The sequence below is a fragment of the Microcoleus sp. K5-D4 genome (genome assembly GCF_036704575.1).
Lineage (GTDB): Bacteria > Cyanobacteriota > Cyanobacteriia > Cyanobacteriales > Microcoleaceae > Microcoleus.
This window is the reverse complement of the sequence record NZ_JAUBSD010000042.1, coordinates 43,859-58,060: the sequence shown is the minus strand read 5'-3', so window position 1 is coordinate 58,060 and position 14,202 is coordinate 43,859. Positions and strand designations below refer to the sequence as shown.

Genomic DNA, 14,202 nt, shown 5'->3' with positions numbered 1-14,202 from the left:
TCAGAACCAATTTTTCTTTGAGACATCTTCTCAAACCCCCTTGACAACTGCCATACAAGCTTAACTTGTTACCAATGATCCACTGCTATTGGTAGAATAGACTTAAGAAAACGTACTACAGTTGAACACTCTCTGGCTCATATTGGCCATTGGCAGGGGAACCGTGCTCGCTATATTGGACTGCGGAAAAATCTCTTCGATCTACGGCGAGTCGCTGTTGTTCATAATCTTCATGTCATTGCTCGAATGGATAAGGTTCGACCAATTACACCAGGCATAGAGTCGAACTCATGCACTGGCTAATTTCATAAATTCCTTTTTTTGTCAACTCCTAATACTGAACCGACGCCCTAGAACTGGCTCTTCACGCGCACGCATTCCCAGGCGTGGCAGGCTGACTTAATGTAACTCCGGTTAGTCGCTGGATTTACTAGGGTATCAGGTTAAGTTTAAGTTAAGACTAAGTTAAATTCAAGTAGAGGTTCGGAGCGATGTGCGGCCCCGAAACGTCAAACCCTGGAACTCGCAAGCTTTGTTGAGGCGCTGGGCTAATAGCTTGCAGAGAAATATCTGCGGTTGCGAATTTACATCGTTGCTTCTTTCTTCACCACTTCCCCAAAGCCCCCCAAACAGTACCCGAAACCACCCCCCAAATTGCCCCCAAACCAGCCCCCACGATCGCCCCCGCCACAGGCCCCAACTCCACCGGCACTCCAGCGCTAACAGCCGGAAACATCGCAGACACGCCCGCACCCAACACAGCACCCGCCAAAGTCCCCAAAAAACTGCCCCAAATCGCCCCCAAAGCCGCACCCTTCAAGCCCGAAGGCTGAAACGAAATCGGCAACTTCGGCGAAAACCCGCAAAAACCCAACAAACCCCCAGAAACCACACCTCCAACAGAACCCACACCAGCCGCCACGATCGCCACACCCAGCAGCAAACCCGCAAACTCATTCACCGGCCGCATCTGGACACCGTATTGCTGCCAAACCACCAGCCCAGCCCCCAAAAAAACACCAGCCAGAGTCCCCATAAACGAGCCCCAGACCGCCCCCAAAGACCCTCCCCGCCGGCCCCACACCCTCCCCGCCGGCAGCGCCAGAGGAGGCCGAAAACTCGCCCAAACACAGCCCCAGACAGCACCAACTCCCGCCCCAGCCAAAATCCTCTCCCCGATCCCCGGAGTGCTATTAATCGCGCCAAACACCGCACCGCCGATCGCCGCCAACAAAAAAGCGCCCCAAGCCGCCCCCACCAAAACTCCGCCCCACTTCCGCCAAATCTGATTCGGCGGCAAAGTAAAAATGCCCCACATCATCCCAAAAAAACAGCCCCAAATCGTACCAACAAAAATCGCCCCCAAAATAGCCCCACCGCCCTCAGCTATTACCGAATAAATCCCTCCGATCGCCGCCAAACACAAACTACCCCAAACACCTCCCCAAGCAGCATCCTGAACAATGCGCTCAAACTTGCCCACGGGAACCCGAGGCGCAGGAGTCCGACTCCGAGAAGACATCGGCATCGGTAGCAAGGGCACTGCGTACTGACCGAGGGGGCGTGGCAGCCCCGTGGCGGGCTGTTGCCGGCGCACTGCGGGCTCCCTCACGACAGGCGGTGGTTGAGGCTTTTTACGCTTGATTTTCGCAGGCTGCAAGTGCAATCCGTTGCTAATTGCTTGCCGGGAAGGAAACGGATCGCGCCCTTTGAGGAGTTTTGCCCGATCGCACCAAGGACAGCGACTGAGATGATTTCCGTATTTATGCTGACTATTTTTACTGCAAGTAACTAAAGCATCTTCCGCTTCCCGAATTGCATTCACCCAAGTTTTCGCATCCGGGCGCGCCGAAGGATTGCCGTGCCCTTCCTCAAAACAGCGGATAAACATCTGCCGCAGTCGCGGATGCAGCATCTCGAAAGGAGGCGCAGCGGGCATCGGGCGGTAGGGAATCCGTTTCGTACCTGTGGGGAAATGGCCCGATCGAATTCTCGCTTCCAAAGACGGTGGTTCATCGCTACCGAGATAAACTCCCGAAAACGGATGCGTACCTTCCATCAGCAATTGAAAAATTAATACCGCTAAACCGAACAAATCGTGCTCTGGGGATCGATCGATATCGCGGAAAGTCTGCCCCTGCAACTCCGGCGGCGTAAACTCCGGTTTCCCCACGGGACACCGATAAACGTAACCCGTATAAGGATCGCGGACTTGAAACGAATCCGTGTCTACCAGCGTTACCAACGCCGTATCCGTCACGAGAATGTTCGACTCGTTTACGTCGCCGATGACGTAACCCCTGACGTGGAGGGCATTTACAGCCGAGGCGAGATTTCTGGCGGTACGGTGGAGGTAAAGATAGCTAAATAGAGGTTTTTGTTCGCGCCTGGTTTTGGGAGTGTAAAAAGTGTGTACCGGCATCACTTTGTTGACGCGCGGCATCACAAAACCGACAATTTTTTCTCGCCCGCCGACAGTATGCAGCAAATCGATCGGCCAAGCAATGGAAGCGTGCCCGGGTTCCGCGATCGGCGCATCCGGCGGCATACTGAACATGACTGTGAGTTTGTCGCCGTCTTCGTCTGTCGGTTTGTGGTAGATTTTTGCTACAAGGGACGAGTCTTGGGCGATCGGGTAGATGCGACCTTCACCCCCACTGGCGATCGCAGTTTTGGTGTCGATCGCAATCAGTTGTCCGCTAAATTGGCGCTGCAACTGCATAGAATTCCGTTATAGGATACAGGATTTGGAAGCCATGACTCAATAAACTTGACTTGCCCATTAAATCTTACCTTTGTTATGACTTAGGCACCGGTGAGGAGAGACCGGGTTTTTCACCAAAAGACGTGTTGCAGACCGCAGATTCGGTAAAAAACCCGATTTCTTGGGGGGAGTGGTTAAGCCCTTTTGCTGTTAGTGGGATGGGCATCCCGCCCGTCCATCGATTAGTGGAATGGGCGTCTCGCCCGTCCGCGCTATCAAAATTAGATGTGAACCAGCTTCAAATCCACCGACAATAACAACATTTTATCCTCAATTTTTTGTCTGACGGCCGGTGTCACCTGACAATTATCGCTGTTGAGGCATTCCACCAGCAAGTTGTGGGCATAGTAATACTGTTTCAGCAGAGTTTTCTGTTGGGGGCGAAAGTCTCGATTGTAGCCCATCGCAGTTTTGAATTTTGCCAGCCAACAGCTACCGCACTCTTTGCGCCACTTTTTCCAGTTTTGCAAATCAGGCATCTCCGTCTGAAATTGTGCCAGCAGTTGTTTAAGTTCTGGTTCAATATCCAGTGCCCAAATGCCAACCACGATACCCGCCACATCATTATCAAAAGCCAATTTCAGAGACTCGTTAACATCTGCAAATTCTACATTTTTTCCCGCCTTGGCCAAACAATTCCGCAACTTGCGAACTTTCGATCTATCAAACTTCAGACTCGGATCGAGGACGCGAGTCAAAGCCAAATCGAGCACGCAAACTAAGGCAACATAAAAAGCGCGAATTTCGACGGGTTTGAAATTCTTTTGCACTAACTGAGACTTGTGATTTGCCCAGATTAGCAACTGCTGCAAGGTTTCATCTTTAGCCGCCATGCTGTCAATTTTTTGTTGCATCAGCAGCAAAAGTTCGTCAGCAGGTTGCAAAATGCTGACAACTCTCACAAATTCATTTTTCCACTTTTTGTCGGTAATTCGGCTGACTAATTCTGGCAGCGAGTCAGGGTTGGCACTGTCAATCACATATTCTGGTTGAGTTTCGCTTTCCTCTAGCAGTTCGTCAACTGCGCTTTTGATAAAGTTATCCACCAACCAGTCGCGGGTACGCGAGAAATTGCTCTCCAACTCTAGGTAATGGCTGCCTAATTTGGCCTTAAAGTCTTTGGGAAAAATCTTTTTAGCCACTAACATATTTTTCCAGCGAGTTAGCTGGCTGGCGTTGCGTTCGGGAAAGCGGTTGTACAAATAGTCGATCGCGATCGCCTCTAAAATATCCGCACCCAGGATTTCCCGACGCTTCACCTCGTTTTCGGGTCCCCTTTGTCGCCGCCCAGTTAGATCCAGATGCTGGCTAACCGTTGGTTCAATCAAGTGTTCAATCAGCCAGTTTCCCCCACTGGAAAAATCGCGATCGAACTCCAAGTAAATCGCGGCAAACAAAGCCTCAAAACTTTCTGAAAAAGATATAGTGTACTCGCTTTTGTCTGTTTCTTTCCCGTTCCGTACTAGCCAACTAAGTTCGTTTAATTTCAAGTTTTGTGTGAATTCCGCAGTTTTTTTTGAGTCTGCTAAACGAGCTTTTAAGGTTGAGATAGCATCTGGGTCGAGTTCTGGATGTTCACGGTAGAGGTAATCGGTAACAACGGCACCGAAAATCGCTCCCCCTAAGAGTGACAGCCGTTTGTACTTAACCTCTTGCCAAGCGGGAGACTCCTCGGGGCGATCGGAGTAATAGCTGGTAGAGTAACGGCAATTTAAGGCGATTTCCAGCAGTTTTGTCTGCTGAAAGCTGGGAATGTCGATCGCTGCTTTGACTGCTTCAATATCTACCTTTTTATTTTTTATTAGCTCTAATTCTTCTTCACATTTTCCCCACTTTTCCAACCAATCACCGCCAGCATCTTCCACATATAAATCCACAAAATCTACCCCATAATTCATCCATTCATCCTGCATCTTTCTGGCTGCTTCCAGTTCTTCCCAGACTTTGTGCAAGTTATTTTCAACGATGCTCGTACCTTGTACAGTCATAGTATTTGATTTTGATGTAATTTGATTTTATTTCCAACAAGTCCACCGCGATTTAATCAAATCTCAATTCAATTTAGGCAGAGTTGCTAGTTATTTCACAAGATTGATTGCGGCGGTCAATCTTCCCGTTATGTAGCCTTCGTAGGAAGCACCTCTTGCCAGCGTCTGGCAAACCCCTCCCGGAGACAGAAAAGGGGAGGAAAAATCTTGGTCGGTTTTCCCTTTTCCCGAAGCAGTCTGGGGGTTAGGTTTTTGGCATTGTCGACAATTGTGCAATATGTGAGTTAGTCAAATTTTTTTTCACAGAGTTTTGGAGCAGTCGAACTATTCTCAGCAGCAGATATGCTTGATTTACGGGAACTTGAGGTAACGACCGGCGGGCAAATTATCGCTATTATATAATGCAATGTTAACTAACTGATTCAGGAAATTTGCATCGTTTTTATCATAACTTAAAAACAATCCTCTGTCAATCCCCCAATCTTTAAGAGTTTGTTGCCAGTTCTGATATTTTTGTTCAGAGAATTCATCCGAAAGAGTTGTGACTTGAATGCAGAGGGGCTGCTGTTGCCGGCTGCTAACGATCGAATCGGTTGCCATAGAAAGATCTGCAACATATCGATACAAAACAGTGCCTTGGCGATCGACAATTCGGGCTGCGATCGCACGAATCACGATATCATCTCCCGGATCGAATTGACCTGCCTTGAGTTTTTGTTTCCAGATGTAAAATTTGCGATCGTTTTCGCTCAGCCATTTAGGAAATAGATAGCTGTACCAATACCTTTCCCCGGGCGTCATTAACTCAAACGCGGCTTGTTGTTCTCTTTCTGAAGGTAGAGATTGAATTGCCAGCCAAACCTGAGAATCTCGGATAAGCTGCAGCAAAAAAGCCATCACAAATTTTTTAGCCGTTAGCGAACCGGGTTTAACATCTTTCACCCAGCGATTGATTTCATCCAATCTTCTCGCTAAACTCGGATCTATTAGATCTGCGTCGCTAATTAGGGAGTTGAGCTGATCCTTAATCTCTTGTGCTTGCAAATGACGACCTACTGTACACACTAAAGCAAAATTGTTGACACCTCGATTTTATTATAGAACCGCGCCAAATTTTCACCGCTGATTAGACATTTCGCAAAATTTTTGTGGGTAAGTATTCTGACAGCCCTTAACTTTATTTTAGGAGATGTTTATTGAGTAGCTGCTGCTGATTGCCGCAGACGCTGGTACAATAAAATGAAATAAACATTTATCAACACTCCGACTATAAATCCGAGTACCTGACCCACAAGCTGAGATGCTAGGGGATTTCCCAATTTTAAACCGATTAATTCATCAATCAATTGTCCTGGCACAAAAAACACAAAAGCTATCAGTAAATATGAGCTAACTATCAACCAAGAACGCCCTTCAGTTAATTTCCAACTACTGTCAAAACTGTCCGGCACCGAAGAGTTATCAATGACGATAGCATAAGATGAAAACATTAAGCGGTATAACACATAACACCCAGAAATTATTACTATACTTAGTCCTAAAAAGGCAAAAGACTGCTGGGACCACATAATGCTTGCTCTTGCTAAAGCAAAAAGCAGCAGCACCACCACCACAGACAGGAAATTAACCAAAATGAGTGGTAGCAATCTTCTTTTTGCTTGAGAGAAAGCATCGCTCGCAGTTACTTGATTTTCTGTCAAACTTCGATAAGTGTAGAAATTAGTAGCTCCCGACAAGAAAGGAACTGCCACCAACCAGTAGAGAATATTCAACTTAAGACCTGCGTCCGCCTGTTCGGAGGTAGTTATCTCAAAGCTATTGAGCAGGATATCTCGGCCAAAAGTACTTAGCACGAACCATATCAAATGGGGATAGTTGATTCTGAACAGAACTGGGTATATAGATCCCACAACAGCAAACGTTTGTCGTAACAAGCTTATGGCACTAATTCGTTGAGCAGTCATAATTTTTTATCCGGCTTATCTAAGTGGATTTAAACAGATTAGACCTGACTCGAAAAAGTTGCTAACAATAATGTTAAGTCATCATCGGTGCGTTCGGAAACGCGGGGCGATCGCAAAAATGACTCTAATTGCTGTTTCGCATCTTCTTCTTCTTTCCACTCGCCAGAAAACCGAAACAAAGGCGCAAAAAACGGCTTGTGCGGCGTGCCTTCTGGGATTTTGAGAGCTAACATTTGCAAGCCGTCGGAAAACACCGCCAAGTGCGGCAGTTTTTCCCGCAGTACCTGAAATTGCGCTGTTTCTATCGCATTCGGCGAAATCAAAAAAATAGTTTCGTTGATGTATTCGCCGCAGGGAGGTACAGTCAGGGCGATCGCATTTCCTGCACTGTCACCTGCTACCGCGGCACCGTCGCCGATTTGAGCAACTGCGATTAATTCCGGCGTAGCAACAACAGCAATTAAAGTGCAGGCTAAATCTCTCGCAGCCACTTCCCGCACAGCCGCTTCTGCTTCCACCTGCGCCCGCGCGACTTGCAGTGATGCTGTCAAGAATACCTGCCATTCGTCGTCATTTTCAGGCAGCCTTTCCTGTTGCTGGCAAATCGTTTCGACAACCGCTTCCACAGCAATTTTCGCCCCAATTTCTGCGAGTGCTGCGGAGCCCGCACCATCGGCAACCGCTGCCGCTAAAACACCGTTCGGCAAGAGACGCCAGCAGTGGGCATCTTGACAAGGCTGCGATCTTTTTTCGTGGCTTGTACCTATCACCGATGCCGCTACAACTTGCCAATTAAAGGATGAATTCTGCATTAATAACTCTTTAACTCAAAACTTCGTAAATTCACAACTATGCAAAGTCTGGACGGGTTTATTTATCCCTAATTAGATAGGGCGATGCACACCACACCTTACTTATTATGTAGGGCTATGCACACCGCACTTACCGCTGGTCACTTACTAATGACGTAAGGATTCAGGTCACTGAACTCCTTGCTGGGCAAAGACTTTAGATATGGAGCTTGATACTAAATCAATCTATATTCTCAATAAACCACGAAAAACTGTCACTTCTCCTCGTTTATTGACAATTAACCACGAAAGACAAAAACCCTTATTTTGCCCTAAAACCCTTGCCAGACAAGCGTTGGAGCCGCAAGTTTTTAGACCTGAATCCTTACCTAATGACCAATGATCAATGAGCAATGACTAATACCTAAACAGTTCCCCATCCGGGTGGTGGCAGCGCTACTTGTTCATCAATTTTTGAGTGAGAAACTCTCTGCATACTAGCCGACAGCCAGATGAACATCTCTCTAAAGTCTAGTCCTCTCAATTTTACAGGCGTGCGCTCGACAATTTGCGCCAGACGGGTGATATTAGCACCTTCCACTCCGACTGCAAAAAATGCCACGCGCTTGTTAGTTTCTTCCTCTTTAATCCGCTGTGCTGCTATTTCCACAACATCATCTGATTCACCTTGAGGTTCGCCGTCAGTAATCATAAATACCCACGGGCGGTAGTAGGTAATGCCGTTGTTGCGGTATTCGGATTTGCGAGCCGCAATAGTATCTAATGCTAGCTGAATGCCAGCGCCCATGTGGGTTTGTCCTTGAGCTGTCAGCAGTGGCGTCTCGAATTGGTCGGCGGTCACGAAGTCTTGCACGACTTTGATATGATTGTCAAATGAAATAATCGCGACTTCGACTCGCTTTTTAGCTAGTTCGTCTTTAATTAGGTCATTCCTAAAAATTTCCAGCCCCTCATTCAAGGCATCTATGGGTGCGCCTTGCATGGAGCCGGAGGTGTCCAGCAGGAGGACGCAGGGACAGCGCGGCTCTGGGTTTTCGGCAAATTCTACGGCTTCGTCTAGTCTCATGGTTCGGGGTTGACCTGGGAGTGGCTCGATTTCTAGGTTTGTTACTTTACTGTATCAAGTCAGTAACAAATTTAAGTGCAAATTGCTAGGGCGATCGCATTTTACCATTTACGTGAATCGATTTTTTATTTTTGATTGTATATTTTAGATTTAAGAATTGGATGTCTGCCGTCAAAAAAACAAATTTTTTCCTGCCTGTGGTAATATAGACTAATAGTATTACTGCAAAATAAGGATAAATCTTATGATTGCAACAGTCACACAGAAATTAACCTTTGACCAATTCCTTGTAGAATGTCCAGAAAATGGACGCTATGAACTGGTAAATGGAGAAATTGTAGAGATGAATGCGACAAGAAATCATGATGATGTTGCTGATTTTACGTCTGACTCATTTAAAGATCAAGTTAAACGGCTAAGTTTAAATTATGTAGTCAACAATACCGCCGTTATCAGAACTGTAAGTAAAGCGGGCATCGAACAAGGGCGGAGGCCGGATGTCAGCGTAATTGATCGCGATTTGTGGCGATCGAACCGTTCTGCTTATTCTGCATTGCGGGAACCAATTCAACTGGCAGTGGAAGTAACATCAACAAATTGGGAGGACGATTATATAGACAAATTGGACGAATATCGGCGTTTGGGAATTGTAGAATATTGGATAGTCGATTATTTAGCAATTGGTAGCAGGGAATTTCTGGGAAATCCCAAAGTTCCAACTGTATTTGTCCACCTTTTGGATGCAGAGGGCAACTATCAAAGAAGCGCGTTTAAAGGCAGCGAACGAATTGTGTCGCGGACTTTTCCCGAATTAACGCTGACAGCAGAAGAGGTTATGAATGTTTAACTTCCGTTAATCCACCTAGCCAGACTATTATCCATAAAAAATTACTGAAAATATGAAGTCTCTTTCTGATAAAAAATCTATTAGTCCTTGGAGTTACAAACCTTGGTGGTGTCAGCCTTGGTCGATTCTTTTAACTGGTACTAGCCTGATTAGCGGTAGTTGGTTTTTATTAAAAAATGTTTGGATAACTGTTTTAGTGGCGATTCCTTTATTAGCTTGGATGGGTTTTTTCTTGTTAGTTTGGCCGAGGTTGATGCTTTCTAGCGGAGTTTTGGATTCCGATGCAGATTAGGTTTTGGTGACGCGCACCTTATGTTTAGGATAAGGTGCGCGCTCATTGGTGTCAACAAACACGTTAAACCCTCTTTCCGACAGGGGCTTCAACAAGAACCTCCAAGCGAAAGTCCTCGATATGAGGACTAATGAGTTATTCAGTCCTCTTTGAGAGGACTTTCGCCATAAGACAGGGAATTCATTCCCTGGCGGAGTGCGGGGTGAGGGAGAGGACTGGCGGACTAAAAGCTTAAGTTGACACTAATAGTGCGCCCTGCACACCCTAAACATAGGGTGTTTCGCCCTCTAAGTTTGCGGGTAATAGTCTTGAATTGCTTTTACTTCCATCGGGTGGGATTTGAGCGATCGAATTCCCGCTGCTGTCGCTTTGGCACCGGCTATTGTCGTAATAATCGGGATTTTGTAAGTCAAAGCTGTGCGGCGGATAAAGATGCCGTCGGCTCGGGATTCTTCGCCGGAAGGTGTGGTGATAATTAGTTGAATTTTCTCATTTTTGATCGAATCCAACAAATTCGGCCGCCCTTCGTGCAGTTTCAATTCCAAATCTACCTGTAAACCTTGCTCTCGCAAAACTTTGCGTGTTCCGTGAGTTGCGACTACTCTGAAACCCAATTCTAAGAATTCCTTGACAACGGGTACAACTGCTAGTTTGTCCCGATCGCGCATCGAAACCAGCACGGTTCCCAACAGCGGCATCATTTGTCCAGCACCTAATTGAGCTTTGGCAAAGGCTTTGCCAAAATCGGTGTCAATTCCCATGACTTCGCCGGTCGATCGCATTTCTGGCCCTAACAAGGTATCAGTTCCCGGGAACTTAGCAAAGGGTAATACAGCTTCTTTTACCGCAACATGAGTGGGTATAATCTCTTCAGTAAAACCCAAAGCTTCTAGAGTTTTGCCAGACATGACTCGTGAGGCCATTTTTGCTAAGGGAACTCCGATCGCCTTGGAGACAAAAGGCACTGTTCGAGAAGCGCGCGGATTAGCTTCCAAAATAAAAACTTGTTCCCCTTGAACAGCAAATTGAATATTCATCAACCCGATTACTTTCAGGGATTTTGCTAATTCTACAGTCCAGCGGCGGATTGTTACCAAGGCTGCATCAGAAAGCGTTTGATAAGGGATAGAACAAGCAGAGTCGCCGGAGTGGATTCCCGCTTCCTCGATGTGCTCCATAATACCGCCGATCGTCACATTGCCCGTAACATCGGCGATCGCATCGACATCCACCTCGATCGCATTCTCCAAAAACTTATCAATTAAAATCGGATGATCGGGTTCTACTAGCACGGCATAGGTCATGTAACGTTCCAATTCCGTATCGGAATAAACAATTTCCATGGCTCGCCCGCCTAATACATAACTTGGTCGCACCACTACCGGATAACCGATCCGTTGAGCTACTATTAAAGCATCCTCAAAACTACGGGCTAAACCGTTAGCAGCTTGCTGAATATCCAATTCCCGCAGAATCTTTTCAAATCGCTCCCTGTCTTCAGCAGTATCAATGGAATCCGGCGAAGTTCCCCAGATTTTTGTTTGTACATCGGGGTGATTTTCCAGAGCTTTTTGTAAAGGAAGCGCCAACTTCAGCGGCGTTTGGCCCCCAAATTGAATAATTATTCCCTCTGGATTTTCCGCTTCGATGATGTTGAGAACATCTTCTTTTGTTAGCGGTTCAAAATACAGGCGATCGCTCGTATCATAATCCGTCGAAACCGTTTCCGGGTTCGAGTTGACCATAATTGTCTCAAAGCCATCTTCTCCTAGGGAATAGGAAGCGTGACAGCAGCAGTAATCAAACTCAATTCCCTGTCCGATCCGGTTCGGCCCGCCACCTAAAATCATCACTTTTCGTTTGGTAGAAGGCAAAACTTCCGACTCCGGCGCGAGACTGTGGCCTACAGGCGAAATCTTCTTCTCTTCATCGCCCAAGTCCCAAATTGCTGCTCCCGCTTCGTAGGTGGAATAATAATAGGGTGTAAACGCTTCAAATTCAGCGGCACAGGTATCGACTGTTTTGTAAACCGGAATTACGCCTAACTGTTTGCGGTAAGCGCGCACTTGATCTTCGGATGTTTTGGTGGCGTAAGCAATTTGGCGATCGCTAAAACCCAATTGCTTTACTTCAAACATTGTCTCTTTTGTCAACTCTTCCAACCGCGTTCGTTTCAAGAACTTCTCAGTTTCCAGCAATTCCTGCATTTTATCCAAAAACCAAGGATCAATTCCTGTAAACTCGAAGATATCTTCCACCGACATTCCCATCATCATCGCGTGGCGAACTGTAAAAATGCGATCGGGATTTGGCGTCCGCAATCCGGCGCGAATTTGTTCCAAACTCGGCAACTTTTCCGGTTTGTCGCACCCGAAACCCGCGCGGCCTGTTTCCAATCCCCGCAGGGCTTTTTGGAATGATTCGTTGAAGCTGCGCCCGATCGCCATTACCTCCCCAACCGACTTCATTTGCGTTGTCAAAGTCGGTTCGGAACCAGGGAACTTTTCAAATGCAAATCGGGGAATCTTCGTCACCACGTAGTCAATTGTCGGCTCAAAAGACGCCGGAGTTTTCTTGGTGATATCGTTGGAAATTTCGTCTAGGCTGTAACCTACCGCTAATTTTGCCGCCATTTTGGCAATAGGGAAACCAGTTGCTTTCGAGGCCAAGGCGGAGGAACGGGAAACCCGAGGGTTCATTTCAATAACGATGAAATCTCCGTTGACAGGATTGACGGCAAATTGAATATTGGAACCGCCGGTTTCAACTCCGATTTCTCGAATAATTTTCACCGAAGCATCTCGCAGGCGCTGATATTCTTTGTCTGTGAGAGTTTGCGCCGGGGCGACGGTGATAGAATCGCCGGTGTGGACGCCCATCGGGTCGAGATTCTCGATCGAACAAATAATCACCACATTATCTGCCAAATCCCGCATTACTTCGAGTTCGTACTCTTTCCAACCAATCAAAGATTGTTCGATCAAAATTTGCGATACTGGACTGGCATCAATCCCGCCTTGTGCCATTTCTTCAAACTCTTCTTGGTTGTAAGAAATGCCGCCTCCCGTGCCTCCCATTGTAAAAGCAGGACGAATAATTAACGGATAACTGCCAATTTGGTGACCAATTGCTTTGGCTTCGTCGAGAGTGTTGGCAATTCCCGAAGGGCAAACTGCGACTCCAATTCGCGCCATCGCTTCCTTAAATAATAGCCGATCTTCTGCCATTTCAATTGCTGGCAACTTAGCACCAATCAACTCGACGTTGTATTTTTCTAAAACGCCATTTTTGGCGACGGCAACTGCTAAATTTAGCGCCGTTTGACCGCCCATTGTCGGTAAAATTGCTTGAGGTCTTTCTTTAGCGATGATTTGTTCGAGGATGGCTGGCGTTAGAGGTTCGATGTAAATGCGATCGGCAGTTTCCGGATCGGTCATAATCGTTGCAGGGTTGGAATTCACCAACACTACTTCATAACCTTCTTCTCGCAAAGCTTTGCAAGCTTGTGTCCCTGAATAGTCAAATTCGCACGCTTGACCGATAACAATTGGGCCGGAACCAATGAGAAGAATTTTTTTTAAGTCTTGACGACGGGGCATAGGTTCGTAATTAGTAATTGGACAAGGTGGAGGATTAATTTGATATTTTGCATCACTCTTAGAAACAGGCTTTCTAAGCTGTTCCCCCCAAAGCTTACTCAAAATAGTGCAAGTTTTGTTGTTAATTTGAAATTGTGCACCATTATCAGCATTTTGGAAGCAGAACCTCGCAACTCCGGCTGACAGACACCCCCAGCTAACCAGAAATATTGATGAGAAAAGGGTGCGGTCGATCGGTAAATCAAGACTATTTTAAGTGTTGCGGTCAAATCGTGTTCTAAAATACACAATCCCTGTATTCCGCCGGATTAATCATTGTAGAGACACTCCAAGAACCCTTCTTCGTGTCAACTTAACGTCTAACCCAATCACAGACTGTTGTTTGAGTATTAAATCTAGATCCCCCCTAGCCCCCCTTAAGAAGGGGGGGACAAGATTCTTCTCAAAGTCCCCCTTCTTAAGGGGGATTTAGGGGGATCTAGACTGGGTTAAAAGCGAGATTTATCAATGGTTTCAGGCGATTGTTGACACCAATGGGTTCTTGGAGTGTCCCTAGCGTATTTCAGCCTATTGTTAAGCTTTGCGCGATCGGCGAATGAGTACACTTATAACTTGTCCCGGCTTTGCACCTCGCTGCGGCGGACTCCAATCGCCAACTTGGGCAAATCCCAGTCGGTACAAGGTGTGGATGGTGTCTAACACGGCGGCGCGGGAACCGACAACCGTTATCCGCACGACTTCCTGTTCCGATACTGCTGAGTCGTCATTTGGACGCGCGGACAAGTTATCGTCAGGTACGAATTCCTGTGACATAATATGGTCTCCTGGTTTTTGGTTTTCTAGGAAAACCCAAAAACCCAGCCGCCCCGC

General features: G+C 46.8%; 10 protein-coding genes and 1 pseudogene. 3 read left to right on the top strand and 8 right to left on the bottom strand.

Annotated features, from left to right (window positions below):
- Positions 1 to 81 precede the first annotated feature (81 nt).
- Positions 82 to 303: pseudogene (locus QUA77_RS15150) on the top strand (hypothetical protein); the annotation flags it as partial.
- A gap of 301 nt (positions 304 to 604) precedes the next feature.
- On the opposite strand, the gene QUA77_RS15145 reads toward QUA77_RS15150, so the two are convergent.
- From QUA77_RS15145 to QUA77_RS15120, 6 genes are all read right to left on the bottom strand, one after another.
- Positions 605 to 2,722: a DNA-binding protein gene (locus QUA77_RS15145; protein WP_333040871.1), complete on the bottom strand. Its 2,118-nt coding sequence runs from the start codon at positions 2,720 to 2,722 to the stop codon at positions 605 to 607.
- A 263-nt stretch (positions 2,723 to 2,985) separates the two neighbouring features.
- On the bottom strand, positions 2,986 to 4,752 hold the full coding sequence (locus QUA77_RS15140; protein WP_333450921.1) for an NACHT C-terminal helical domain 2-containing protein: 1,767 nt from the start codon (positions 4,750 to 4,752) through the stop codon (positions 2,986 to 2,988).
- Between the two features lie 351 nt (positions 4,753 to 5,103).
- Positions 5,104 to 5,796 carry a hypothetical protein gene (locus QUA77_RS15135; RefSeq protein ID WP_333450920.1) on the bottom strand — a complete coding sequence of 231 codons (693 nt, stop codon included), beginning with the start codon at positions 5,794 to 5,796 and terminating at the stop codon, positions 5,104 to 5,106.
- 149 nt (positions 5,797 to 5,945) lie between these two features.
- Complete coding sequence (locus QUA77_RS15130; RefSeq protein ID WP_333450918.1) at positions 5,946 to 6,605, bottom strand: hypothetical protein; 660 nt, start codon at positions 6,603 to 6,605, stop codon at positions 5,946 to 5,948.
- 149 nt (positions 6,606 to 6,754) lie between these two features.
- On the bottom strand, positions 6,755 to 7,528 hold the full coding sequence (locus tag QUA77_RS15125; RefSeq protein ID WP_333450916.1) for a PP2C family serine/threonine-protein phosphatase: 774 nt from the start codon (positions 7,526 to 7,528) through the stop codon (positions 6,755 to 6,757).
- Between the two features lie 403 nt (positions 7,529 to 7,931).
- Complete coding sequence (locus QUA77_RS15120) at positions 7,932 to 8,594, bottom strand: VWA domain-containing protein (RefSeq protein ID WP_332953856.1); 663 nt, start codon at positions 8,592 to 8,594, stop codon at positions 7,932 to 7,934.
- A gap of 244 nt (positions 8,595 to 8,838) precedes the next feature.
- On the opposite strand from QUA77_RS15120, the gene QUA77_RS15115 reads away from it, so the two are divergent.
- Both QUA77_RS15115 and QUA77_RS15110 read left to right on the top strand, forming a co-directional pair.
- Positions 8,839 to 9,441: a Uma2 family endonuclease gene (locus QUA77_RS15115; protein WP_333040864.1), complete on the top strand. Its 603-nt coding sequence runs from the start codon at positions 8,839 to 8,841 to the stop codon at positions 9,439 to 9,441.
- A gap of 52 nt (positions 9,442 to 9,493) precedes the next feature.
- Positions 9,494 to 9,733, top strand: coding sequence for a DUF6737 family protein (locus QUA77_RS15110; protein ID WP_333181487.1), 240 nt, complete (start codon positions 9,494 to 9,496; stop codon positions 9,731 to 9,733).
- Between the two features lie 287 nt (positions 9,734 to 10,020).
- Here QUA77_RS15110 and carB read toward each other — a convergent pair whose 3' ends face one another.
- A complete protein-coding gene (gene carB / locus QUA77_RS15105) occupies positions 10,021 to 13,332 on the bottom strand; it encodes a carbamoyl-phosphate synthase large subunit (protein WP_333040874.1) in 3,312 nt (1,103 codons plus the stop codon).
- 573 nt (positions 13,333 to 13,905) lie between these two features.
- A complete protein-coding gene (locus QUA77_RS15100; RefSeq protein WP_333040862.1) occupies positions 13,906 to 14,145 on the bottom strand; it encodes a hypothetical protein in 240 nt (79 codons plus the stop codon).
- Between the last annotated feature and the right edge of the window lie 57 nt (positions 14,146 to 14,202).

What these genes read in the sequence shown, in the direction of transcription:
- QUA77_RS15145 (WP_333040871.1), bottom strand. Translation starts at nt 2,722, where the DNA reads ATGCAGTTGCAGCGCCAATTTAGCGGACAACTGATTGCGATCGACACC.
- QUA77_RS15140 (WP_333450921.1), bottom strand. Translation starts at nt 4,752, where the DNA reads ATGACTGTACAAGGTACGAGCATCGTTGAAAATAACTTGCACAAAGTC.
- QUA77_RS15125 (WP_333450916.1), bottom strand. Translation starts at nt 7,528, where the DNA reads ATGCAGAATTCATCCTTTAATTGGCAAGTTGTAGCGGCATCGGTGATA.
- QUA77_RS15120 (WP_332953856.1), bottom strand. Translation starts at nt 8,594, where the DNA reads ATGAGACTAGACGAAGCCGTAGAATTTGCCGAAAACCCAGAGCCGCGC.
- QUA77_RS15115 (WP_333040864.1), top strand. Translation starts at nt 8,839, where the DNA reads ATGATTGCAACAGTCACACAGAAATTAACCTTTGACCAATTCCTTGTA.
- QUA77_RS15110 (WP_333181487.1), top strand. Translation starts at nt 9,494, where the DNA reads ATGAAGTCTCTTTCTGATAAAAAATCTATTAGTCCTTGGAGTTACAAA.
- carB (WP_333040874.1), bottom strand. Translation starts at nt 13,332, where the DNA reads ATGCCCCGTCGTCAAGACTTAAAAAAAATTCTTCTCATTGGTTCCGGC.
- QUA77_RS15100 (WP_333040862.1), bottom strand. Translation starts at nt 14,145, where the DNA reads ATGTCACAGGAATTCGTACCTGACGATAACTTGTCCGCGCGTCCAAAT.